Annotated in this window: 27 protein-coding genes; 13 read left to right on the forward strand and 14 right to left on the reverse strand. The window is 60.7% G+C overall.

Translation table 11 applies throughout. The annotated features are described in order from the left end of the window. Positions 1-38: 38 nt before the first annotated feature. The 3 genes from NE357_RS04490 (at position 39) to cysN (ending at position 3782) form a co-directional block, all read left to right on the forward strand. Positions 39-797: a Nif3-like dinuclear metal center hexameric protein gene (locus tag NE357_RS04490; protein WP_169428885.1), complete on the forward strand. Its 759-nt coding sequence runs from the start codon at positions 39-41 to the stop codon at positions 795-797. 159 nt (positions 798-956) lie between these two features. Next, complete coding sequence (gene cysD, locus NE357_RS04495; protein WP_119426713.1) at positions 957-1874, forward strand: sulfate adenylyltransferase subunit CysD; 918 nt, start codon at positions 957-959, stop codon at positions 1872-1874. Between the two features lie 9 nt (positions 1875-1883). Next, positions 1884-3782 (forward strand): sulfate adenylyltransferase subunit CysN, encoded by a 1899-nt coding sequence (gene cysN, locus NE357_RS04500; protein ID WP_169428886.1) that lies wholly within the window; start codon positions 1884-1886, stop codon positions 3780-3782. Between the two features lie 557 nt (positions 3783-4339). Here the strand turns inward: cysN and NE357_RS04505 are convergent. The 3 genes from NE357_RS04505 to NE357_RS04515 all read right to left on the reverse strand — a co-directional run bounded on the left by NE357_RS04505 (position 4340) and on the right by NE357_RS04515 (position 7737). After that, entirely contained in the window at positions 4340-5245 is a 906-nt protein-coding gene (locus tag NE357_RS04505) for an acyltransferase (RefSeq protein ID WP_169428887.1), read from the reverse strand. 4 nt (positions 5246-5249) lie between these two features. Continuing rightward, the gene (gene pta, locus NE357_RS04510) at positions 5250-7349 is read right to left on the reverse strand and encodes a phosphate acetyltransferase (protein ID WP_169428888.1); all 2100 of its coding nucleotides are present in this window, start codon (positions 7347-7349) and stop codon (positions 5250-5252) included. A gap of 61 nt (positions 7350-7410) precedes the next feature. Beyond that, positions 7411-7737: a DUF3565 domain-containing protein gene (locus NE357_RS04515; protein ID WP_169428889.1), complete on the reverse strand. Its 327-nt coding sequence runs from the start codon at positions 7735-7737 to the stop codon at positions 7411-7413. Between NE357_RS04515 and NE357_RS04520 the strand changes: the two genes are divergently transcribed. The 3 genes from NE357_RS04520 (at position 7706) to NE357_RS04530 (ending at position 10057) form a co-directional block, all read left to right on the forward strand. After that, positions 7706-8191 carry an FKBP-type peptidyl-prolyl cis-trans isomerase gene (locus NE357_RS04520; protein ID WP_169428890.1) on the forward strand — a complete coding sequence of 162 codons (486 nt, stop codon included), beginning with the start codon at positions 7706-7708 and terminating at the stop codon, positions 8189-8191. The two genes, NE357_RS04515 and NE357_RS04520, sit on opposite strands and share 32 nt — an antisense overlap. A gap of 122 nt (positions 8192-8313) precedes the next feature. Further along, positions 8314-8796 (forward strand): glutathione peroxidase, encoded by a 483-nt coding sequence (locus tag NE357_RS04525; protein ID WP_007959082.1) that lies wholly within the window; start codon positions 8314-8316, stop codon positions 8794-8796. Positions 8797-8953: 157 nt separating this feature from the next. After that, positions 8954-10057, forward strand: a complete 1104-nt coding sequence (locus NE357_RS04530; RefSeq protein WP_169428891.1) for an NADH:flavin oxidoreductase — start codon at positions 8954-8956, stop codon at positions 10055-10057. On the opposite strand, the gene NE357_RS04535 is transcribed toward NE357_RS04530, so the two are convergent. Continuing rightward, a complete protein-coding gene (locus NE357_RS04535) occupies positions 10026-11246 on the reverse strand; it encodes a glycosyltransferase family 4 protein (protein WP_169428892.1) in 1221 nt (406 codons plus the stop codon). The genes NE357_RS04530 and NE357_RS04535 overlap by 32 nt on opposite strands. Positions 11247-11288: 42 nt before the next feature. Then, positions 11289-12041, reverse strand: a complete 753-nt coding sequence (cysZ, locus tag NE357_RS04540) for a sulfate transporter CysZ (RefSeq protein ID WP_169428893.1) — start codon at positions 12039-12041, stop codon at positions 11289-11291. Between the two features lie 310 nt (positions 12042-12351). On the opposite strand from cysZ, the gene trxB reads away from it, so the two are divergent. After that, positions 12352-13314, forward strand: a complete 963-nt coding sequence (gene trxB, locus NE357_RS04545; RefSeq protein ID WP_039769336.1) for a thioredoxin-disulfide reductase — start codon at positions 12352-12354, stop codon at positions 13312-13314. A gap of 63 nt (positions 13315-13377) precedes the next feature. Here trxB and NE357_RS04550 read toward each other — a convergent pair whose 3' ends face one another. From NE357_RS04550 to NE357_RS04575, 6 genes are all read right to left on the reverse strand, one after another. Continuing rightward, the gene (locus NE357_RS04550) at positions 13378-13716 is read right to left on the reverse strand and encodes a HopJ type III effector protein (RefSeq protein WP_169428894.1); all 339 of its coding nucleotides are present in this window, start codon (positions 13714-13716) and stop codon (positions 13378-13380) included. Further along, complete coding sequence (locus tag NE357_RS04555; RefSeq protein WP_169428895.1) at positions 13709-14005, reverse strand: DUF1244 domain-containing protein; 297 nt, start codon at positions 14003-14005, stop codon at positions 13709-13711. Before NE357_RS04555 ends, NE357_RS04550 begins: the two co-directional genes overlap by 8 nt. Positions 14006-14073: 68 nt before the next feature. After that, positions 14074-14445 (reverse strand): dihydroneopterin triphosphate 2'-epimerase, encoded by a 372-nt coding sequence (gene folX / locus NE357_RS04560; RefSeq protein ID WP_007957207.1) that lies wholly within the window; start codon positions 14443-14445, stop codon positions 14074-14076. Further along, positions 14446-15006, reverse strand: a complete 561-nt coding sequence (folE, locus tag NE357_RS04565; RefSeq protein ID WP_169428896.1) for a GTP cyclohydrolase I FolE — start codon at positions 15004-15006, stop codon at positions 14446-14448. A gap of 22 nt (positions 15007-15028) precedes the next feature. Continuing rightward, a complete protein-coding gene (folM, locus tag NE357_RS04570; protein WP_169428897.1) occupies positions 15029-15739 on the reverse strand; it encodes a dihydromonapterin reductase in 711 nt (236 codons plus the stop codon). Positions 15740-15795: 56 nt separating this feature from the next. Beyond that, positions 15796-16365: an antibiotic biosynthesis monooxygenase gene (locus NE357_RS04575; RefSeq protein ID WP_169428898.1), complete on the reverse strand. Its 570-nt coding sequence runs from the start codon at positions 16363-16365 to the stop codon at positions 15796-15798. Between the two features lie 213 nt (positions 16366-16578). Between NE357_RS04575 and NE357_RS04580 the strand changes: the two genes are divergently transcribed. After that, positions 16579-17538: a MerR family transcriptional regulator gene (locus NE357_RS04580; protein ID WP_169428899.1), complete on the forward strand. Its 960-nt coding sequence runs from the start codon at positions 16579-16581 to the stop codon at positions 17536-17538. 3 nt (positions 17539-17541) lie between these two features. On the opposite strand, the gene NE357_RS04585 is transcribed toward NE357_RS04580, so the two are convergent. Next, a complete protein-coding gene (locus NE357_RS04585; RefSeq protein ID WP_169428900.1) occupies positions 17542-18147 on the reverse strand; it encodes a hypothetical protein in 606 nt (201 codons plus the stop codon). A gap of 54 nt (positions 18148-18201) precedes the next feature. Next, a complete protein-coding gene (locus NE357_RS04590) occupies positions 18202-18678 on the reverse strand; it encodes a PAS domain-containing protein (RefSeq protein WP_169428901.1) in 477 nt (158 codons plus the stop codon). Positions 18679-18831: 153 nt separating this feature from the next. Here NE357_RS04590 and NE357_RS04595 point away from each other — a divergent pair, with 153 nt between their 5' ends. After that, positions 18832-19287 (forward strand): flavodoxin, encoded by a 456-nt coding sequence (locus tag NE357_RS04595; RefSeq protein WP_169428902.1) that lies wholly within the window; start codon positions 18832-18834, stop codon positions 19285-19287. Here the strand turns inward: NE357_RS04595 and NE357_RS04600 are convergent. Continuing rightward, entirely contained in the window at positions 19277-20164 is an 888-nt protein-coding gene (locus NE357_RS04600; RefSeq protein WP_169428903.1) for a LysR family transcriptional regulator, read from the reverse strand. The two genes, NE357_RS04595 and NE357_RS04600, sit on opposite strands and share 11 nt — an antisense overlap. 96 nt (positions 20165-20260) lie before the next feature. On the opposite strand from NE357_RS04600, the gene NE357_RS04605 reads away from it, so the two are divergent. The 4 genes from NE357_RS04605 (at position 20261) to NE357_RS04620 (ending at position 23139) form a co-directional block, all read left to right on the forward strand. Then, the gene (locus tag NE357_RS04605) at positions 20261-20647 is read left to right on the forward strand and encodes a CidA/LrgA family protein (protein ID WP_169428904.1); all 387 of its coding nucleotides are present in this window, start codon (positions 20261-20263) and stop codon (positions 20645-20647) included. After that, positions 20637-21323, forward strand: a complete 687-nt coding sequence (locus tag NE357_RS04610; RefSeq protein WP_169428905.1) for an LrgB family protein — start codon at positions 20637-20639, stop codon at positions 21321-21323. The genes NE357_RS04605 and NE357_RS04610 overlap by 11 nt, the downstream gene beginning before the upstream one ends. Positions 21324-21454: 131 nt before the next feature. Beyond that, positions 21455-22237: a class II aldolase/adducin family protein gene (locus NE357_RS04615; RefSeq protein WP_169428906.1), complete on the forward strand. Its 783-nt coding sequence runs from the start codon at positions 21455-21457 to the stop codon at positions 22235-22237. Then, positions 22237-23139 carry an alpha/beta fold hydrolase gene (locus NE357_RS04620; RefSeq protein ID WP_169428907.1) on the forward strand — a complete coding sequence of 301 codons (903 nt, stop codon included), beginning with the start codon at positions 22237-22239 and terminating at the stop codon, positions 23137-23139. Before NE357_RS04615 ends, NE357_RS04620 begins: the two co-directional genes overlap by 1 nt. Positions 23140-23160: the final 21 nt, after the last annotated feature.

A 23160-nucleotide genomic window follows, 5' to 3' on the forward strand; every position in this document is an offset into this window, starting at 1 on the left:
CCGCGCGCGCCTCTGAACGGGATTTTCAGGAGTCTTTCATGGCCGTTGCCCTCAGCACCCTGGTCGAAGAAGCCGACCGCTACCTCGGCAGTGCAAAAATTGCCGATTATTGCCCCAACGGCCTGCAGGTCGAGGGCCGTCCGCAGGTGATGCGCATCGTCAGCGGCGTCACCGCCAGCCAGGCATTGCTCGATGCCGCCGTCGAAGCCGAGGCGGATCTGGTGCTGGTGCATCACGGCTATTTCTGGAAGGGCGAGAACCCGTGCATCACCGGCATGAAGCAGCGGCGCCTGAAGACCCTGCTCAAACACGACATCAGTCTGCTGGCCTATCACCTGCCGCTGGATCTGCACCCGGACGTCGGCAACAACGTGCAACTTGCCCGCCAGCTCGACATCACCGTCGAGGGGCCGCTGGATCCGGACAATCTGAAGATCGTCGGCCTGGTCGGTTCGCTGGACGAGCCGGTGACCGCCCGGGATTTCGCCCGCCGGGTACAGGAGCGCATGGGCCGTGAACCCCTTCTGGTCGAAGGCAGCGCGATGATACGTCGGGTCGGCTGGTGTACCGGCGGCGGGCAGGGCTACATCGACAATGCCATCGCGGCCGGCGTCGATCTGTTTCTCAGTGGTGAAGCTTCCGAGCAGACTTTCCACAGCGCCCGGGAAAACGGCATCAGCTTCATTGCCGCCGGCCACCATGCCACGGAGCGTTACGGCGTGCAGGCGCTGGGCGATTATCTGGCGAAGCGATTCGCGCTCGAACATATCTTCATCGACTGCCCCAACCCGATCTGAGTCGGCCCGGGTTCCTTGGGGGAGCGGCCAAACGCACGAGCATATTCATATGCTCTTTCGTTCTAGTTCGCGCCCTGATTAGAAGAGGGACGCTGTGCTAGGATTCCCCGCTCGAACACGGCCCGCTGGCCGTTCATAAGAAAGCTTTCGTGAGTAGCCATGGTCGACAAACTGACGCATCTGAAACAGCTGGAGGCGGAAAGCATCCACATCATCCGCGAGGTGGCCGCCGAGTTTGACAACCCGGTGATGCTGTACTCCATCGGTAAAGACTCCGCCGTGATGCTGCATCTGGCACGCAAGGCGTTCTTCCCGGGCAAACTGCCGTTTCCGGTGATGCACGTCGACACCCGCTGGAAATTCCAGGAGATGTACAAGTTCCGCGACAAGATGGTCGAAGAGCTGGGCCTGGACCTGATCACCCATGTCAACCCGGATGGCGTTGCGCAGGGCATCAACCCGTTCACCCACGGCAGCGCCAAACACACCGACATCATGAAGACCGAGGGCCTGAAGCAGGCACTCGACAAGTATGGTTTCGACGCCGCGTTCGGCGGTGCCCGTCGCGATGAAGAGAAGTCCCGCGCCAAGGAGCGCGTCTACTCGTTCCGCGACAGCAAGCACCGCTGGGATCCGAAGAACCAGCGTCCGGAGCTGTGGAACGTCTACAACGGCAAGGTCAACAAGGGCGAATCCATCCGCGTGTTCCCGCTGTCGAACTGGACCGAGCTGGACATCTGGCAGTACATCTACCTCGAAGGCATCCCGATCGTACCGCTGTACTTCGCCGCCGAACGCGAAGTGATCGAGAAGAACGGCACGCTGATCATGATCGACGACGAGCGCATCCTCGAGCACCTGTCCGACGAGGACAAGGCGCGCATCGTCAAAAAGAAAGTGCGTTTCCGTACCCTTGGCTGCTACCCGTTGACGGGCGCGGTGGAGTCCGAGGCCGAAAGCCTGACGGACATCATTCAGGAAATGCTCCTGACGCGAACTTCCGAGCGCCAGGGCCGTGTCATCGACCACGATGGCGCAGGCTCGATGGAAGACAAGAAACGTCAAGGCTATTTCTAAGGGGCTGTCATGTCGCACGCATCTGATTTGATCAGCGAGGACATCCTCGCCTACCTGGGCCAGCACGAACGTAAAGAGCTGCTGCGCTTTTTGACCTGCGGTAACGTCGACGACGGCAAGAGCACCCTGATCGGGCGCCTGCTGCACGACTCGAAGATGATCTACGAAGATCACCTCGAAGCGATTACCCGTGACTCGAAGAAAGTCGGCACCACCGGCGACGACATCGACCTGGCGTTGCTGGTCGACGGCCTGCAGGCCGAGCGTGAGCAGGGCATCACCATTGATGTCGCCTACCGCTATTTCTCCACCGCCAAGCGCAAATTCATCATCGCCGACACCCCAGGCCATGAGCAGTACACCCGCAACATGGCCACCGGTGCGTCCACCTGTGACCTGGCGATCATTCTGGTCGACGCCCGCTACGGCGTGCAGACCCAGACCCGTCGCCACAGCTTCATCGCCTCGTTGCTGGGCATCAAGCACATCGTTGTCGCCATCAACAAGATGGACCTCAAAGGCTTCGACCAGGGCGTTTTCGAGTCGATCAAGGCCGACTACCTGAAGTTCGCCGAAGGCTTGAAGATGAAGCCGACCAGCATGCACTTCGTGCCGATGTCCGCTCTCAAGGGCGACAACGTGGTGAACAAGTCCGAGCGCTCGCCGTGGTACACCGGCCAGTCGCTGATGGAAATCCTCGAGACCGTGGAAGTGGCGGGCGACCGCAACTTCACCGATCTGCGTTTCCCGGTGCAGTACGTCAACCGCCCGAACCTGAACTTCCGTGGTTTCGCCGGCACCCTGGCCAGCGGCATCGTGCACAAGGGTGACGAAGTCGTGGTCTTGCCGTCGGGCAAGAGCAGCCGCGTGAAATCCATCGTTACCTTCGAAGGTGAGCTGGAGCATGCAGGCCCGGGTCAGGCCGTGACACTGACCATGGAAGACGAAATCGACATCTCCCGTGGCGACCTGCTGGTGCATGCCGACAACGTGCCACCGGTCACCGACAGCTTCGAAGCGATGCTGGTGTGGATGGCTGAAGAGCCGATGCTGCCGGGCAAGAAGTACGACATCAAACGTGCCACCAGTTACGTGCCGGGCTCCATCGCCAGCATCGTCAACAAGGTCGACGTCAACACCCTCGAAGAAGGCCCGGCGAGTGCGTTGCAGCTCAACGAAATCGGCAAGGTCAAGATCGCGCTCGACGCACCGATCGCCCTCGACGGTTACGACAGCAACCGCACCACTGGCGCGTTCATCGTCATCGACCGTTTGACCAACGGCACCGTCGGCGCCGGCATGATCGTCGCCCAGCCGGTGACCCATGGCGCTGCCACGCACCACGGCAAACTGGCCCATGTAGCCACCGAAGAACGCGCCCAGCGTTTCGGCCAGCAGCCGGCCACCGTGCTGTTCAGCGGTCTGTCGGGCGCGGGCAAGAGCACGTTGGCCTATGCGGTCGAGCGCAAACTGTTCGACATGGGCCGTGCGGTGTTCGTGCTGGATGGTCAAAATCTGCGTCATGACCTGAACAAAGGCTTGCCACAGGATCGCGCAGGTCGCACCGAAAACTGGAGCCGTGCGGCGCACGTTGCCCGTCAGTTCAACGAAGCCGGTCTGCTGACGCTGGCAGCATTCGTGGCGCCGAGTGCGGAAGGTCGCGAGAAGGCCAGGGATCTGATCGGCAAGGAACGTCTGCTGACGGTCTACGTCCAGGCTTCGCCGGCCGTGTGTGCCGAACGTGATCCGCAGGGGCTGTATGCTGCCGGTGGCGACAACATCCCGGGCGAATCCTTCCCGTATGACGTGCCGCTGGATGCTGATCTGGTGATCGACACCCAATCGTTGTCGCTGGATGAAAGCGTCAAGCAAGTGCTGGATCTGCTGCGCAAGCGTGCCGCGATTTAAGCGTTCGCTGAGAATGAAAAAGCCCGCCGGTGAGTGATTATCGGCGGGCTTTTTATTTCGGGCCAATTCGGTCGATTGTGGGAGCTAGCCTGCTAGCGATGACGGCCTTTGGGCCGATCAGGCTCTTGGAGTTTTGGGTGAATATCCGTTTCTGCGGGTGTTGCCGCTGGCGGTTCCGCTCTTACAGCGGCTCACTTTTCCAAACGCCGAAAAGTAAGCAAAAGGCTTGGCCCCTGCGTTCGGCACCTCGCTTTGGCTCGGTGTTCCTTCGTTCCGGGATTCATCCGGGGGCATCGCCTACGGTTTGCTTCGCTGCACCTCCTCTCGATGCATGCGGCTGCGCCGCACGGTCGCTGCGCTCCCTCCCCCGGATGAATCCCTCCACTCAGCCGGCCGAAGGGGCCGGCACGTCAAAAGCGGTACTCGAGCTAACGCTCATTGTGGTGAGTGGTGGGAAGCTAAAAGCTAAAAGCGAACTGTTTTCCTGTGGGAGCCAGCCTGCTGGCGATGGCGGCCTGACAGGCGATCAATTTCTTTCAGGTGTTCCCACAGGGGGATCAGCGTCGGTTGGGATATTCGCGGTGCATCTGTGCAAGCAACGCATCCTTGTCCTGCCACAGCTGATTGATCCAGCCCTGGAATTGCAGGCGGTATTCGCCGTCCTGGTCGTAGTTCTTGCCGATGAACTGTGGCGGGATATTCAATTCTTCAAAATGCACAACCACGTCCCGCACGTTGCCGCACAGAAGATCCCAGAAACCTGGACGTCCACCCGGATAGTGGATGGTCACGTTGACGATCGACTCCAGTTGTTCACCCATGGCATCGAGCACGAACGCAATGCCGCCTGCCTTGGGTTTGAGCAGGTATTTGAACGGTGATTGCTGCTGCGCGTGCTTGCCTTCGGTGAAGCGTGTGCCTTCGACAAAGTTGAAGATGCCTACCGGGTTGTCGCGGAATTTCGCACAGGTCTTGCGGGTGGTTTCCAGGTCTTTGCCTTTCTTTTCCGGGTGTTTTGCCAGATAGGCTTTTGAATAGCGCTTCATGAACGGAAAGCCCAGCGTCCACCACGCCAGACCGATCACCGGCACCCAGATCAGTTCCTGCTTGAGAAAGAACTTCAGCGGCTGGATGCGCCGGTTGAGCACGTATTGCAACACCAGAATGTCGACCCAGCTTTGATGGTTACTGGTGATCAGGTACGAGTGCTGGTAGTCCAGGCCTTGCAGGCCGCTGAGGTGCCAGCGGGTGCGGCGCACCAGGTTCATCCAGCCTTTGTTGTTGCTGATCCAGGCTTCGTGGGTGTGGCTCATCAGCCAGCGCGAAGCGCGGCGTGCGAGGTCGAACGGCAGCACTTTGATCAGTGCCACGAGGAACAGGAACGAGCACAGCAGGATCGTGTTCAGCGCCAACAGCAGCGCGGCGATCACGCCGCGCAGGGGGGCAGGGAGAAAAGCCAGCATCGGGTCAGATATCCAGAGGTCGGTTGGCAGCCTGAATCGCGGTCAGGGCAATGGTGTAGACGATGTCGTCGACCTGCGCGCCGCGCGGCAGATCGTTCACCGGTTTGCGCAGGCCTTGCAGCATCGGGCCGAGGCTGACGCAATCGGCGCTGCGTTGCACGGCTTTGTGGGTGGTGTTGCCGGTGTTCAGGTCGGGGAATACGAACACCGTGGCGCGACCGGCCACCTGGCTGTTCGGTGCCAGTTGCCGGGCCACGGTTTCGTTGGCGGCGGCGTCGTACTGCAACGGCCCGTCGATCAGCAGCGAGTGCTGTTGTTCGTGGGCGAGCAGGGTGGCTTCGCGGACTTTCTCGACTTCCTCGCCGGTGGCCGATTCGCCGCTGGAATAGCTGATCATTGCCACACGCGGGGTGATGCCGAACGCGGCGGCCGAGTCGGCGCTTTGCAGGGCGATCTCGGCCAGTTCGGCGGCGCTCGGGTGCGGGTTCATCACGCAGTCGCCGTAGACCAGCACTTCCTCCGGGAAGAGCATGAAGAACACCGACGACACCAGCGTGCAGCCCGGCGCGGTCTTGATCAGTTGAAGCGCCGGGCGGATGGTATTGGCGGTGGTGTTGATGATGCCGGAGACCAGTCCGTCGACCTCATCCAGCGCCAGCATCATGGTGCCGATCACCACGGTGTCTTCCAGTTGCTGCTCGGCCATCGGCGCATTGAGGCTTTTGCTCTTGCGCAAGGCGACCATCGGCTCGACGTAGCGCTCGCGGATCAGATCCGGATCGAGAATTTCCAGCCCCGGCGGCAGCACGATGCCCTGGGCCCGGGCGACGGCTTCGACGTCTGCCGGTTTGGCCAACAGCACGCAACGGGCAATCCCGCGTTCCTGACAGATCGCCGCCGCTTGCACGGTGAACGGCTCGCTGCCTTCGGGCAGGACGATGCGTTTGTTGGCGGCCTGCGCGCGTTGAATCAATTGATAGCGGAACACGGCTGGCGACAGGCGCATTTCTCGCGGCGTACCGCAGCGCTGATGCAGCCAGTTGGCATCCAGATGACTGGCGACGAAATCGGTGATGATTTCCGCCCGCTCGCGGTCATCGACGGGGATTTCCTTGTTCAGGCCGTTGAGCAGGTTGGCGGTGTCGTAGGAGCCGGTGCTCACCGACAGCACCGGCAGACCGGCCTGCAACGCGCCACGGCACAAGTCCATGATGCGCGGATCCGGCAGGGTATCGCTGGTCAGCAGCAGGCCGGCCAGCGGCACGCCGTTGATGGCCGCGAGGCTGACCGCGAGGATGATGTCGTCGCGATCGCCGGGGGTCACCACCAGCACGCCGGGCTTGAGCAGGTCCACGGTGTTGCGCATGGTGCGTGCGCAAATGATGGTCTTGGTCATGCGCCGGGTTTCGTAGTCGCCGGCGTTGAGCACCTGGGCGCCCATCAGGTCGGCGACGTCGCGGGTGCGCGGAGCGTTAAGTTCCGGCTGGAACGGGATGCAGCCGAGCAGACGGAAATCCCCCGTGCGCAGCAACGGCGAATGCTCTTTCAGACGCGCGGCGAAGGCGTCCATGCTCTCGTCGGTCTTGACCTTGTTGAGGATCACGCCGAGGACTTTCGGGTCTTTCGGCCCACCGAACAGTTGCGCCTGCAACTCGACGCGGCCGGACAGTTCGGTGAGCACTTCGTTTTCCGGCGCCGAGACCAGAATCACTTCGGCGTCCAGGCTCTTGGCCAGGTGCAGGTTGACCCGCGCGGCATAGCTGGCGCTGCGGGTCGGCACCATACCTTCGACGACCAGTACGTCCTTGCCGACGGCAGCCTGTTGGTAGAGAGCGATGATTTCTTCGAGCAACTCGTCGAGTTGTCCGTCGCCAAGCATCCGCTCGACATGGGCCAGGCCCAGTGGCTGCGGCGGTTTCAGGCCATGGGTGCGGGCCACCAGTTCGGTGGAGCGCTCGGGGCCGGTGTCGCCTGGATGGGGCTGGGCAATCGGTTTGAAGAAGCCGACTTTCAGCCCGGCCCGTTCCAGCGTACGCACCAGCCCGAGGCTGATGGAGGTCAGACCCACACCAAAATCGGTGGGCGCGATAAAAAAAGTTTGCATGCGGATTCTCTAAGGGTGCATGGCAAGGGCGTGGGCCTATGGCTGGCCTTCCACCGGTTTTTCAGGCGTCAAGGTTAGCGCTAACCGAGCCTTGAGCGCACCAACCGCAAGCAAAGGGTTGGCCTATTTTTTCAATACGTTGCGTTGCGTCCAGCACCCATGCCCGCGACTGCCAGGGTGGTTGGTGGCGCAGATGCTGGGTGTGGCCGCAGGAGAGCTCGGCCACCCAGTGACCGTCCTCGTCCTGATGGAAGCCTGTAATCGTCGAGTCCCGTTTGTCAGGGTTGTGGTCGCTTTCGAGCGATTGCTTCGCTAAACTTGGCCTTTCTATATTCTTATGCAAAAGGTCTCGCCCCATGCTGATCGCCGCCAATAAGGCTGTCTCCATCGACTATACCCTGACCAACGACGCTGGTGAGGTCATCGACAGCTCCGCCGGCGGCGCTCCGCTGGTTTACCTGCATGGCGCAGGCAACATCATCCCGGGCCTTGAAAAAGCCCTGGAAGGCAAGGAAGTCGGCAACGATCTGGAAGTTTCCGTCGAGCCGGAAGATGCCTACGGCGAGTACTCGGCCGAACTGGTCAGCACCCTGAGCCGCAGCATGTTCGAAGGTGTCGACGAACTGGAAGTCGGCATGCAGTTCCACGCGTCGGCGCCGGACGGTCAGATGCAGATCGTCACCATCCGTGATCTGGACGGCGACGACGTCACCGTCGACGGCAACCACCCTTTGGCCGGTCAGCGCCTGAACTTCAAAGTGAAGGTCGTTGCCATCCGTGACGCCAGCCAGGAAGAAGTCGCTCATGGTCACGTCCATGGCGAAGGTGGCCATCACCACTGATTTTCTGCGCTAAGCTCAGAGAACTGGAGAGGCGCCCGAGGGCGCCTTTTTAGTCCGCGGCTGTCCTTGGTGGTCTCGCCAAGTGGCTGTTTCGAGTAGAACACGGGAATCTGGAGTTCGTCATGAGTGCTTTTCACGACCTTAAGTTGACAGCCCTGGATGGTCAGGAGCTACCGCTGGCACCCTTCAAGGGCCAAGTCGTGCTGGTGGTCAACGTCGCCTCCAAATGCGGCTTGACCCCACAGTACGCGGCGCTGGAAAACCTCTATCAGCAATACAAGGGCAAAGGTTTCAGTGTGCTGGGCCTGCCGTGCAACCAGTTTGCCGGTCAGGAACCGGGCAGCGAGCAGGAGATTCAGGAATTCTGCAGCCTCAACTATGGCGTGAGTTTTCCGTTGTCGAAAAAGCTCGAAGTCAACGGTCACGATCGCCATCAGCTGTACCGGCTGCTGGCGGGCGAGGGGGCCGAATTTCCCGGTGACATCACCTGGAATTTCGAGAAATTCCTGCTCGGCAAGGACGGTCGCGTGCTGGCGCGCTTCTCGCCGCGCACGGCGCCGGATGATCCTTCGGTGATCACGGCGATCGAAAAAGCCCTGAGCTGAAACACAAAAATCGCAGCCCTCGAGCTGCGATTTTTTTCGCCTGCCTTTTGACCCTTAATCATTCAGATCAATAGTGCTATCGATGGGTTGAAACTCCGCATATTATCGTCGTCATATGAATCGCATGCCCGTCGATCAATTTTTCGTGGAGCCTCCCATGCCCGTGCAAGCCCTGTTCAAACCGTTCCAGCTCGGTGCCCTCGAACTGCCGACCCGCGTGGTCATGGCGCCGATGACCCGTTCGTTCTCTCCGGGCGGCGTACCCAATTCCAAAGTGATCGAGTACTACCGTCGTCGCGCGGCAGCGGGCGTCGGCCTGATCATCACCGAGGGCACCACCGTTGGCCATCAAGCCTCCAATGGTTACCCGAATGTGCCGCAGTTTTTCGGTGAAGCGGCACTGGCCGGCTGGAAGAAAGTCGTCGACGCGGTGCATGCCGAAGGCGGCAAGATCGTTCCGCAGCTGTGGCACGTCGGCAATGTGCGCCGTCTGGGCACCGAGCCGGACGCGAGCGTGCCGGGTTACGGCCCGTCGAAAAAACTCAAGGACGGTCAGGTCGTGGTGCACGGCATGACGAAGCAGGATATTCAGGACGTGATCGCAGCCTTCGCCCAGGCTGCCAAAGATGCCAAGAGCATCGGCATGGACGGCGTGGAAATCCACGGCGCCCACGGTTACCTGATCGACCAGTTCTTCTGGGAAGGCAGCAACCAGCGCACCGACGAATACGGCGGCAGCCTGGCCAACCGTTCGCGTTTTGCCATCGAGCTGATTCAGGCTGTACGCGCAGCTGTTGGCGAAGGTTTCCCGATCATCTTCCGCTTCTCCCAGTGGAAGCAGCAGGACTACACCGCACGTCTGGTGCAGACCCCGGAGGCGTTGGGCGAGTTTCTCCAGCCATTGTCCGACGCCGGTGTGGATATTTTCCACTGCTCGACGCGCCGTTTCTGGGAGCCGGAATTCGATGGTTCCGAACTGAACCTGGCCGGCTGGACCCGCAAACTGACCGGTAAACCGACCATCACCGTTGGCAGCGTCGGCCTCGATGGCGAGTTCCTGCAGTTCATGGTCAACACCGACAAGGTGGCACAACCGGCCAGTCTGGAAAAACTGCTGGAGCGTCTGAACAACGATGAGTTCGATCTGGTGGCAGTGGGGCGTGCGCTGCTGGTGGATCCGGACTGGGCGCAGAAAGTGCGCGAAGGCCGCGAGCAGGACATTCTGCCATTCAGCCGTGAGGCGTTGATGACGCTGGTTTGATCGCAGTGGGGGGCTTGTCGCGCAGGTCGCGGCAAGCTCCCTGCAGATGGTTTTCAAACTGCTCGATGATCGCCGCCCAGCCTTGGCGACTGGCATGCTGGCGGGCGTTCAACCTGACGCAACGCAAGGTTTCATCCTCTTCAAGCAGCCACTGCGCTGCATCGCAAAACGCTTCTTCATCCCCCGGCATCGCCAGCACGCCGTTGTAGCCATGGCGGATATGTTGTGCCGCCGCTGCCTGATCGTAGGCCACCACGCCAAGGCCTGAAGCCAGTGCCTCCAGCACGACGTTGCCGAAGGTTTCGGTCATGCTCGGAAACAGGAACAGATCACCGGACGCATAGTGCGCCGCCAATGCTTCGCCGCGTTGCGAGCCGCAGAAAATCGCGTTGGGCAATTCCTTTTCCAGGGCTGCGCGCTGCGGTCCGTCACCGACGATGATCAGTTTCAGATTACGTTGCGGGTACGCGCCGGCGAGTTTGTCGAAGCAACGTTTGAGCAGGGCAAGATTTTTTTCGGGGGCAAGGCGTCCGACATGAATCACCGCAATGTCCTGCTCGTTCAGTCCCCATTGCTCGCGCAAAGCGTTCAGCCGTTTGGTCGGGTGAAACAACTGGCTGTCGACCCCTCGGGACAGCAGTGCCAGACGATCGAAATGCCGCCGCTCCAGCTCCAGGCGCTGGCTGACGCTCGGCACCAGGGTCAGGGCCGAACGATTGTGAAACCAGCGCAGATAGTGGGTCAGCAAACGCGTCAGCAAGCCGAGGCCGTACTGGTTGGTGTACTGCTGAAAATTGGTGTGGAAGCCGCTGACCACGGCAATACCCAGGCGGCGTGCGGCTCGCAGTGCAGACAACCCGAGGGGGCCTTCGGTGGCGATGTAGAGCACGTCCGGGCGTTGGCGAGTCCAGCGTCGCAGCAACTTGTGCATCGACGACTGACCCCACTGCAATCCCGGATAGCCCGGCAACGGCCAGCCCCGGCACAACAGCAGCGCATCGTCTTCACTGCGCTGCGGATCGTCACCTTGACGCGGCCGCACCAGTTCCACCCGATGCCCGCGTGCGCGCAAACCGTCGCACAAGCGGCCAAGGGTATTGGCCACCCCGTTGATTTCCGGTGGGAAGGTTTCGCTGATCAGGGTGATATGTAGAGCTGTCGTCATGGCCTCAGTGTCGGCTGAGGCCATGTCGCGCTTGTGACGTTCGGATGATGGATTTGTGACGCGGACTCAGCGTTGCGTCACAAGATTTTCGGCCCCGCGTTCGCGCACCCAGAACAACGTCGCTCCGGCCACGGCGGCAGGCATCATCAGGATGTTGACCACCGGAATCAGCAGCGCCAGGTAGACGATCCCGCCGAAGCTCATGCTCTGCCAGCGCTTCTGGCGCAGCCAGGCGAGCATCTCATTCCAGCCCAGTTTGTGGTTGTCGGCCGGGTAGTCGATGTACTGGATCGCCATCATCCATACGCCGAACAGCAGCCACAGCGGCGCGGCGATAATGTTCACCATCGGGATGAACGACAGGATGAACAGGCCGATCGCCCGGGGCAGGAAGTAACCGAGCTTGCGCATTTCCCGGGCCAGGGTGCGCGGGATCATGGCGATCAGTTCGCCCCAGCTGAAGGCCGGGAAGTCGTCGGTGCCGCGCACCACCACTTCAACCTTTTCCGCGAGGAAGCCGTTGAACGGCGCCGCGATGACGTTGGCCAGCAGGGTGAAGGTGAAGAACACCATCAACGCCACCAGCACCACGAACAGCGGCCACAGGATGTAGCTCAGAAAGCTCAGCCAGTCGGGGAGCGATGGCATCAGGGAGTCGACCCACAGGCTGAACTGGTGTCCGGCGAAATAGATCAATCCGACGAACAGCACCAGGTTGATGGCCAGCGGCAGCAGCACGAACAGGCGCAGGCCCGGGCTCAAGACCAGTTTGAGGCCTTCGCGCAGGTATTGCGGGCCGGACAGAACAGGGGCGGGCATAAGGTGCTCCGAGCAAGGGAAAACGCGCCGACCTTACCGACTTTGCACAACCTGTGAAAGCGCAGCAGCGGGATCGACATTCACTGTAACAAAGACGTCCATCTCGTCAGTGTGTCGGCATAGAGACCACCTATGAGCTGGATTGTTAAACCGTATTTCCTTAATCTTGCCCCCCTCGATACGCTGCACCCAACTTTTTACAGGACTGTCGAGCTCACGCCTTCCCCAAGGTTATCCACAGTCCTTTTTTATTCCCGCCGGCAGTCCGGCGTCCGGCCAGGTGTCTTGGCCGGTCAACAGGAGCAGGTTCATGTCTGAAGTCCGTCATTCGCGAGTGATCATCCTCGGTTCCGGCCCTGCCGGTTACAGCGCTGCTGTCTACGCTGCCCGTGCCAACCTCAAGCCGCTGCTGATCACCGGCATGCAGGCCGGCGGTCAACTGACCACCACCACCGAAGTCGACAACTGGCCGGGCGACGTCCACGGTCTGACCGGTCCGGTGCTGATGGAGCGCATGCGCGAGCACGCCGAGCGTTTTGAAACCGAGATCGTCTTCGATCACATCAACGCCGTGGACTTCGCTTCCAAGCCATACAGCCTGACCGGCGACAGCGGCACCTACACCTGCGACGCGCTGATCATCGCCACTGGCGCCAGCGCTCGTTACCTGGGCCTGCCGTCGGAAGAAGCGTTCATGGGCAAAGGCGTTTCGGCCTGCGCGACCTGCGACGGTTTCTTCTATCGCAACAAGCCGGTAGCTGTAGTCGGTGGCGGTAACACCGCTGTCGAAGAAGCCCTGTACCTGGCCAACATCGCCAGCAAGGTCACCCTGATCCACCGTCGCGAAACCTTCCGCGCCGAGAAGATCCTGATCGACAAGCTCAACGCCCGTGTGGCCGAAGGCAAGATCGAGCTGAAACTGAACGCGACCCTGGACGAAGTGCTGGGCGACAACATGGGCGTGACCGGTGCGCGTCTGAAGAACAACGACGGCAGCTTCGACGAAATCAAGGTCGACGGCGTGTTCATCGCCATCGGCCATACCCCGAACACCTCGCTGTTCGAAGGTCAGTTGGAGCTGAAGGACGGCTACCTCGTCGTTCAGGGCGGCCGTGAAGGCAACGCCACCGCGACCAGCGTCGAAGGCATCTTCGCTGCCGGTGACGTGGCCGACCACGTTTACCGTCAGGCCATCACCTCGGCCGGCGCCGGCTGCATGGCGGCACTGGACACCGAGCGTTACCTGGACGGTTTGCAGAACGCTTCGTTCTAAGAACGCAGGCATGAAAAAACCGGCCAATTGGCCGGTTTTTTCATGCCTGCGATTCGCTCTAAATCAGCGGCGGGTCAGCGGCTGCGCGGTGAATTTCACGCCTGCCAGACCGTGGGCGATCAAGGCGCGGATATTGCCGTGATCGCTGCCTTCAGGCGTTGCCACGACCGAGCGGTAGTGTTCGCCGAACGCCAGCAGCGCTTCCTCATCGCTCAGGCCTTCCAACAGCGCCAGACCCAGGGTCTTGCACGAGCCTTCGTTCTGCCCGGCCGCGTTTTCCACACCGCCGTTGTTGAACGCCTGAGGCTGGTAGTCGTAACCGGCGGCGATGAAGGACAGGGTGTCGGCAAAAACGTGTTCGCCGCTCTTGAGGCTGGTGCGCAGGGTGTTCAGATCACTCATTGGGTTTTCCTTTGGCGAACGCCGCTTGTTGTTCGGCGCTGGCTTCTTGCTGATATTGGGCTTTCCACTCGGCGTACGGCATGCCGTAAACCACTTCGCGAGCTTCGTCGAGGCTGACCTCGATCTGGCGCTCGTCGGCGGCAGCCTTGTACCACTTGGACAGGCAGTTGCGACAGAACCCGGAAAGGTTCATCAGGTCGATGTTCTGCACGTCCTTGCGGCTGTCCAGGTGGGCGACCAGCCGGCGGAAGGCGGCGGCTTCGAGTTCGAGGCGTTGTTGCTCGGTCATGATGGGCTCTGTGCAGTCAAATCGTGGCGCGGATGATAAAAGTCTGACGCCCGGAGCGCCAGACGCACTCAGCGGCTGGCGGCGAGGGTGATCGACACCGACTCGGCAAAACGCAACGCGTGAGGCTTGTCAACCTCGACCTCGGCGTAGAGCACCGATTCATTGGCCATTACCAGATCCAGCAGTTCCTGGGTCAGGCGTTCGAGCAGCGCGAAGCGATTGCCCTCCACATGGGCGATGATCGCCTTGGTGATGGTGCGGTAGTTCAGCGCGTGGTCGATGTCGTTGTCACGCACCGCTTCCTGCGCGGCGTACAGGATGGTCAGATTGATCAGCACATCCTGCTTGTTGAGGATTTCGTCCTCGTTGATCCCGATAAAGGTGCGCAGGCGCAGATCCTTGACCCGGATGCGCGCCATTCCCGGTTGAAGTTGTGGCATTTACTTGCTCCGTCCAATCAATTGCAGGAACTCCTGGCGGGTGTTGCTCGACTCGCGGAAGGCGCCGAGCATGACCGAGGTGTTCATGGTCGAATTCTGTTTCTCGACACCGCGCATCATCATGCACATGTGCCGGGCTTCGATCACCACCGCGACACCGGCGGCATCGGTGACTTGCTGGACCGCCTCGGCGATCTGCCGGGTGAGGTTTTCCTGGATCTGCAGGCGGCGGGCGAACATGTCCACCAGACGCGCGATCTTCGACAGTCCCAGTACCTTGCCTGTCGGAATATAAGCCACATGGGCCTTACCGATGAAGGGCAGCAGGTGATGTTCGCACAACGAGTACAACTCGATGTCGGCGACGATGATCATCTCGTCGCTGTCGGAAGCGAACAGTGCACCATTGACGATCTCGTCGACACTTTGCCCATAGCCGTGACACAGATACTGCATGGCCTTGGCCGCGCGCACCGGTGTGTCGAGCAAGCCTTCGCGGTCGGGATCTTCACCGAGGCCGATCAGGATCTCGCGGTAGTTTTCGGGCAGTGAACGGCTCATGGAGCATCCTCGCGGGGGCGTATTACTTGACGTGTCGCCCGCCGTTGACGGTCAGGGTGGTGCCGGTCACGTAGGGGTTGTCGAGCAGGTAGCGCAGGCTCTGATAGATCACTTCGCTGCCGGGCTCGATGCCCAGCGCGGACTTGGCCAGCGCCTTGGCGCGGTACGCTGCGTCATCATCGGGATTGAACAATAGCAGGGCCGGGGCAATGCCGTTGACCTTGATTGATGGGGCGTAGCGCGCAGCGAAGGATAGCGTGAGGCTGTCGAGCCCGGCCTTGCTGGCGCAGTAACCGATGTGTCTGCTGCTGCCCTTGCGCGTGACGTCGTCGCTGATGTGGATGATGTCGGCGGGGCTCGAACGTTGCAGCAGATTGGCGCAATGCAGATTGATCAGGTACGGCGCCAGCATGTGGATGTTGAACATGCGGGTGAAGGCTGCGGCTTCACCGTCCTCGTTTTCCGCCAGCCATTCGGAGGCGTTGTGGACGATGGCCCGCAGGCTGTCGGTGTGGGTTTTCAGTTCGGCGATAAACGCCAGGATGGAGGCTTCACTGGAAAAGTCCGCGAACAAGGCGATGGCGCCCAGATCCCTCAGCATCTTCACGCCCGGACGTTCGTTGCGGTAAGTGAAGATGACGCGGTGGCCGTCCTCCAGCAAACGCTGCGCACAATGCAGCCCGACGCGCTGGCCGGCGCCAGTGATAAGAATGGGAGCGGCGGAAGTGGTCATGAACGGCTCGCGTCGAAGTCTGAGCAAAAACTATAACAGCGACGCGAGCGATGGTTTCAGCGATTTTGCGTGGATGCCGCGCCAGGCAGTGGACGGGCCGGGGCGCTGTTGAGCCAGCCGGCCAGCAGACGCGTCGACAGCGGGATGAAGAAGTAGACCATCAGGGGGGTCAGGCACAGCGTGCTGGCGAACACGCGAGGCAGCAGGCTCATTTCACCGAGCAGCGGGCCCAGTACGAAGTTGAACAGCAGCGACACCGGAAAGAACGCCAGCCAGATCGCCACGGCCTGTTTCCAGCGCGGTGGGCGGATACCTGCTGCGCCGAACCAGCCCTCGATGCCGCTGACCCGATGTTCCTTCGGATGGGCGAACAGATCACTGCCACGGGACAGCCACGCGGTGCGCGATGCAGAATGCTCCCAGGCATGCAGAGTCTGTTCGTCGACAAAGCGGAAAATGATCTGGAATTCATTATCGCCGGGAGGCGGAGCCAGGACGCCGGACCCGAGATAGCCGGGAAAATCGGTGGCCAGTTGTTCGCCTTCGCGCAGCCAGGCGATCAGGTCCTGATAGCGGCCATCGGCGACGCGACGTGCAACCATCAGCGTGACGGGGGAAGTAGACATTGTGTATCTCCGTATTGCATTTGCGTCGCTCCGGGTAGGAACTTCGCCTCACGCAGCGCCGGGGTAGAGGGCTGCGCTTTTCGACAAGCAAGGATTATTCCTGATTATCGTGACAAAACCAGAGACTTTCGTCCCATTTCGTCGGTTGAACCGGGGAGGTGCATCCGGGGTAGAATGGGATCCAACTTCGCCACCAAGGAAGTGTCCGCCCCAATGCCTGTCATTACAGAAGTTCGTCCTGCTTCGCCGTTATCTGTTGCGCTGGAGCGCGAAGAACTTTTCCCGATACGTGAAGTGGCGCGTCTGACCGGGGTCAACCCTGTCACGTTGCGCGCATGGGAACGGCGCTATGGTTTGATCCAGCCAACACGCACCGAAAGTGGGCATCGGTTGTATTCGATGACCGATATCGAGCGTGTTCGCAGTATCGTCGACTGGATTGATCGTGGTGTGGCGGTGAGCAAGGTCGGCAAGATCCTGGCCAAGACCGAACCGATGAAAGTGCTGTCCCATCTCATCCCCGATGACCTGGTACAGGCGGACTACGTTCAGTGGCAGGAGCAGGTTCGGCAGGCAATCAGCTCATTCGACGATCAGTTGCTCGACCAGGTCTACGGCCAGATTTTCTCCTCCTATGCCTTGCCCGTGGTATTTCAGGACATCCTGATGCCGCTGTGGCTGCAAATGCTTCAGCGTCAGGACGCATTCGGGCAGACCAGTGAGTGGCTGTTCTTCGATGGTTTTCTGAGAGCGAAGGTGCTGCAGCGCATCGTTGTGTTGCGCGGCTCGCAACCGCGCAAAGTGATCGTCAGCGCGCTGGCCGGTCAGTGTCGTGAGCTTGAATTGCTGGTGGCGGCGCTGTTTCTCAGCGGCAATGACGCAGGTGTTCGAGTGCTCACCACCGGCCAGCCGTTCGATGAGCTGACGCTGGTGTGCGAAAAGACCAGGCCCGAGGCGCTGGTGCTGTTTTCCAATCACGCGCCGACCGCAGAGCTGCCACGACGTCTGAATCGTCTGGCCTTGAGTCTTGATTGTCAGTTGATGCTGGCGGGCGATGCCGCCGATCTGGCGCAGGACAGCCTGGCCGGATCATCGGTGGGCTGTCTGGGCAATGAAGGATCGACCATGCGTCAGCGCATGAATCAGTTCCTCGCAGGCACGCTGGATACCTGAGACTCAGGCGTGCAGGGCAGGGTGGGTAAGACGATGCTGTTGCAGGATGAACTGGCGCAGACGTTCGGTTTCGTCGGCATCACTCTGGCTCAAATCGTAGGCGAAGAAACCGCTTTCGGTTTCCCGTTCGAAAGTGCCGCGCAGGGAAATCCGCTCATAGCCTGAAGGGCTGAACCACAGGGCAAAATGCCGGGGCGGTTTGGTCTTGTTGCGCATTTCCAGCAATACGCCTTTGTGCGAAACCTCGTGAACCCACAACATGCCCGGTTGCCCTTTGGCATTCTCCAGGGCTACCGGTTCTTCCAGGGTCAGACGCCACGGGCGCACCATCGGCCCGTCTTCATAGATGCTTGGTACGCCCAGACGCAGATGCAGCGCGTGGAATTCGTCTTCCACCAGATGCAACGGAAAAGTCATCTGCTGGTTTTCGAAACTGGCCTGGATGGTGATCTGTTCGTGGGCCGCCAGTCGCGTGAGCAGGTCACGGATCTGCGAACCACCATTGACCAACAGGCTCGACGTCGCATCCCGCACATTGAGTTGCGGGTTGTGTTGCATGGTCTGGATGAAATCCAGCTCATCCTGGGTCAGGAGGGCGTCGCGTTGCATGGCTAGCTCGAAATAAATAATTACAAAGTCATTGGTGATTGTAGTTACTGACACTTAGTTCGCAGTTTTGTTTGCGCCGTTCGTCGCTTTCAGGGCGGCAAGCTCGGCTTCGAGTGCCGTGACCTGGGCCTCCAGCTGTGCAACCCGCTGCTGCGCCTTTACCTGAACGGTGACATCCTTCTGCACGCCAACAAAGTATGTCTGTCCGTCATCAGCGTTTTTTACCGTCGACAGCGACAGTTCGTTCCAGAACGGTGTGCCGTCCTTGCGATAGTTACGAATGATTTCCCGACACGAACCGTTGCTGTGCAAAGCTTCGCGAATCAGCGACAGATTTTCCTGGTCCCGGTCTCCGGCCTGCAGAAAACGGCAATCCTGATAGAGGATTTCCTCGCTGGTGTAGCCCGTCAGGCGCTCGAAAGCCGGGTTCACGTAAATCAGGATGTTGTCTTCCTTGCCTTCTCGCTCGGCCACCACAATTCCGTCGTTCGACGCATTGATCACCATTTGCAGGAGGCTGGCATTGATCATCTTTGAATCCCGTCAAGGTTGTCGGTGTCTGGCATTCTAGAAGATCAATCGGCGCTGTCTACAGGCCATCAATGCGTATCGAGAGCCAATCGCAACATTGCAGCGGCGGCTGTTACTATCGCCGCTCTTTTTTTCAGTTTCAGGATCAGATTGATGAAAGTCGCCATCCTCTCCGGCTCGGTGTACGGCACGGCCGAAGAAGTCGCTCGCCACGCGCAAAGCCTGCTGAAAGCCGCCGGTTTTGAAACCTTCTACAACTCGCGCGCCAGCCTCGCCGATCTCCAGGCCTTTGGCCCTGACGCCTTGCTCGCCGTGACTTCGACTACGGGCATGGGCGAGTTGCCGGACAACCTGCAACCCCTGTACTCGACCCTCCGTGATCAGTTGCCCGCTGCCTGGCGTGGTCTGCCTGGCGCAGTGATCGCCTTGGGTGACGCCAGTTACGGCGACACCTTTTGCGGCGGCGGTGAGCAGATGCGTGAATTGTTCGGCGAACTGGGCGTACGGGAAGTGCAGGACATGCTGCGCATCGACGCCAGTGAAAGCGTCACTCCGGAAACCGACGCCGAGCCTTGGCTGGAACAGTTGATCGCCACCCTCAAGGGCTGATCCCACGCTCGCGCAACAGTGCGAGCCAGGCCTGCGCAGCCTTCGACAGATAGGCGCCCCGGCGCCAGATGAAGGCGATGTCCCAGCGCAAATAGTCCGGCGCGTTCAAGGTCAGGCGCACCACGCCTGGCCGCACCAGACCGCGGGCCACCACGCGGGGCAGCAGCACCACGCCTTGCCCGGCGGCAACCAGTGCCGCGAGAAAATCCGCCTGACCGCTGCGGCCACCTTCTTTCGGAGTGAAGCCCATCTGCTGGCACGCCTGAAGCAAACGATCGTTGAGCACGAAACTGCGCTGATATAAAAGGAACGGGGTATCGGCCAGTTCCTCCAGACCGATTTCGCCTTTTGCCGCCAGCGGGTGATCCACCGGAAGCAGCGCATCCAGCGGTTCATCACAGAACGGCTGAAAGTCGAACTGCGGATCTTTCGGCAGCAGGCTGCCACCCAACTCCAGCTCCCCACTGAGCACCGCCTGTTCGATATTACGGCTGCCGCCTTCAAGCAACTGCACGCTGATGTTCGGGTATCGCCGTCGGTACTCGGCGAACAACCCGGCAAACAACGCATCGCTGCCCAGCAAGGGCAAACCCAGACGCAACTCGCCACGTGCCAGATGGCTGAGATCGTCCAGTTCCGTGAGCAATTCATCACGCAGGCGCAGCATGCCTTCGGCCCGTTGCAGCACCACACTGCCGGCGGCGGTCAGGCGTATCTGCGAGCCCAGGCGATCGAGCAGCGGCGTGCCGAGGCTCTGTTCGAGCTGGGCGATCTGCTTGCTCACGGCGGACTGACTGATGTGCAAAGTTTTCGCGGCTTGGGTGAAACCGCCCTGATGCATGACTTCGACGAAGCTTTTGAGCTGTTTGAATTCCATGGCCTGATTCCTGATTGGAATGGCTTTGAGTCTAACAATTCGCTTCGGAGATGGCAGTCGGGTTCGTAAAATAGGCACCTGACAAGGAGCCCACCTATGAAAGCCACGACCCTCAAATATCTCTCTCGCCTGCTGGCCGAACTGGCCATGCTACTGGGTCTCTATCTGCTCGGCTGCCAGTTGGCCGCATGGCTGGCATGGCCGATCCCCGGCGGCGTGATCGGCATGGCGTTGCTGCTGTTGGCTTTTGCGTTCGGCTGGATCAAGCCGGCGGCGCTGCAAATGGGCGCAGGACTGTTGATGGCCGAGATGCTGCTGTTCTTCATTCCGGCGCTGATGAGCCTGCTGGATTACGGCGCCTTGCTGCGTGATGACGGCTGGCGGATTCTGCTGGTGATCGCGGCGAGCACGCTGATGGTGATGCTGGTGACGGCGTTCACCGTTGAACTGGCCGTGCGCCTGAGGCGGTCCCATGAAGCTTGAACTGATGCCGATGTTCTGGCTGGCGTTCACCTTGCTGGCCTACCTGCTCAGTCGCTGGCTGTATCGCCGTACCGGGCGTTACGTGCTGTCGCCGCTGATTCTGGTCCCCGCCTTGCTGTTGGCGCTCGCAGTGCCGATGCACACGGCTTATGCCGAGTACTCCAGCAACACCCACTGGCTGATGCTGGTACTCGGCCCGGTCACCGTCGCGTTTGCAGTGCCGATCTGGCAACAGCGACGGTTGCTGGTCCGGCACTGGTCGGCGTTGCTGCTGGGCATGCTGGCCGGCAGTGTTGCATCGATTGCCACCTCGTTCGGTCTGGCCAGAGCTTTGGCGCTGGACAGCTCGGTGACGCTGTCGCTGGTGCCGCGCTCGATCACCACGCCGTTTGCCATGCCGCTGGCGCAGGACCTGGGTGGCGTACCCGAGCTGACAGCGGTGTTCGTGATGGTCACCGGGGTGTTCGGCGCGATGCTGGGCGGGGTGCTGCTCAAATGGCTGCCACTGCGCAGCGCCCTGGCACGTGGCGCGTTGTTTGGTGTCGGCGCCCATGGCGCGGGCGTCAGTCGCGCCCATGAAGTGGGTGGCGAAGAAGGCTCGGTTGCAGGGCTGGTCATGGTGCTCACCGGACTGCTCAATCTGTTCGCCGCCCCATTGTTGGCGTCGTTGCTTTGACATGGATCCAAGCGGTTTGCGCCGCTGACTCGCACAGTCATCAAGCTGGCTGCCAATGCAACTACGCGAAACCCCGGGGCTGACTAGACTGCTGACACCTGCCGAAAAAAACAAAAACAGAGGTGCATACAGTGAGCGTAGCCCCCGTCTCTTCTTCCTTGAGTGTCAAAGACCAGGTCAGTGCCGCGGAGTGGCAGACCCGGGTCGATCTGGCCGCCTGCTATCGACTGGTCGCCCTGCATGGCTGGGACGATTTGATCTTCACCCACATTTCCGCCAAGGTGCCCGGCACCGAAGATTTCCTGATCAACCCGTTCGGAATGATGTTCCATGAGATCACGGCCTCGAGCCTGGTGAAGGTCGACCAGGCCGGCAACAAACTCATGGACAGCCCTTACGAAATCAATCCCGCCGGCTACACCATCCACAGCGCCGTGCACGAAGTGCGGCACGACGTAGCCTGCGTGCTGCATACCCACACCGCCTCCGGTGTCGCGGTGTCGGCGCAGAAGCAGGGCGTGTTGCCGATCAGTCAGCAATCGTTGTTCGTGCTCTCGAGCCTGGCCTTTCATGCGTATGAAGGTGTGGCCCTGAATCATGAAGAGAAAGCGCGGTTGCAGGCCGATCTTGGTGACTGCAATTTTCTGATGTTGCACAACCACGGTCTGCTGACCTGTGGCGGCACCATCGCCGACACGTTCCTGATGATGTTCACCTTTCAGCGCGCCTGCGACATCCAGGTCATGGCGCAGACCGGCGGTGCCGAACTGATCGCCATCGAACCGCAGATACTGGCAGGCGCCAAGGCGATGATCGCCGGCGTCACCAAAAGTGCTCAAGGCATGGGTGGCGCGCTGGCCTGGCCGGCGCTGCTGCGCAAACTCGATAAACAAGACCCGGGGTATAGACTCTAATGCCTCTCGCCGAGATCCCTCTGAGTGTCTGGCGCAAACGCGGCCAGACGTTTGTCTTCCATGGTCAGCCGATCCGCTACTGGACGGCCGGGCAGGGCGAACCCCTGCTGTTGATCCATGGCTTTCCGACGGCCAGTTGGGACTGGCATTACCTGTGGCAGCCGCTGGCCCAGCGCTTTCGGGTAATCGCCTGCGACATGCTCGGCTTCGGCGACTCGGCCAAACCGCTGAACCACACCTACAGCCTGCTGGAGCAGGCCGATCTGCAACAGGCCTTGCTGGCGCATCTGCAGGTCGAACAACCGGTGCACATTCTGGCCCACGATTACGGCGACAGCGTTGCCCAGGAGCTGCTGGCCCGGCATTACGAAGAGAAGATCGACGTCGCCAGTTGCGTGTTCCTCAATGGCGGGCTGTTCCCGGAAACCCATCGGCCACTGCTGGCGCAAAAACTGTTGCTCAGCCCGTTGGGCTGGATGATCGGCCGCGCGTTTACCCGCGATGCGCTGGTGAAAAGCTTCCGGCAGATCTTCGGTCCGGACACCCGGCCCAGTGAAAGTGAAATGGATGATTTCTGGAGCCTGATCGAGTGCAACCGCGGGCCGCGAATCATGCACAAGCTGATCACCTACATTCCCGAACGCAGGGTGCAGCGTGATCGTTGGGTCGCGGCGATGCAGCGCGGCGAGGTGCCGTTGCGGGTGATCGATGGCGAGGTCGATCCGATCTCCGGCGCGCACATGGTCGAGCGTTATTGCGAGTTGATACCCGACGCGGACACCGTGCTGTTGCCCGGCATCGGTCATTACCCGCAAAGTGAAGCGCCGGTGCAGGTGCTCAAGCACTACCTCGAATTTCGCGATCACTTCGTGTTGCCGCCGCGCAAGGTGGCGTGCTCTTGAGTGAGTGCCGCAGGCGCCTGG

It is taken from the genome of Pseudomonas sp. G7(2022) (assembly GCF_052660475.1).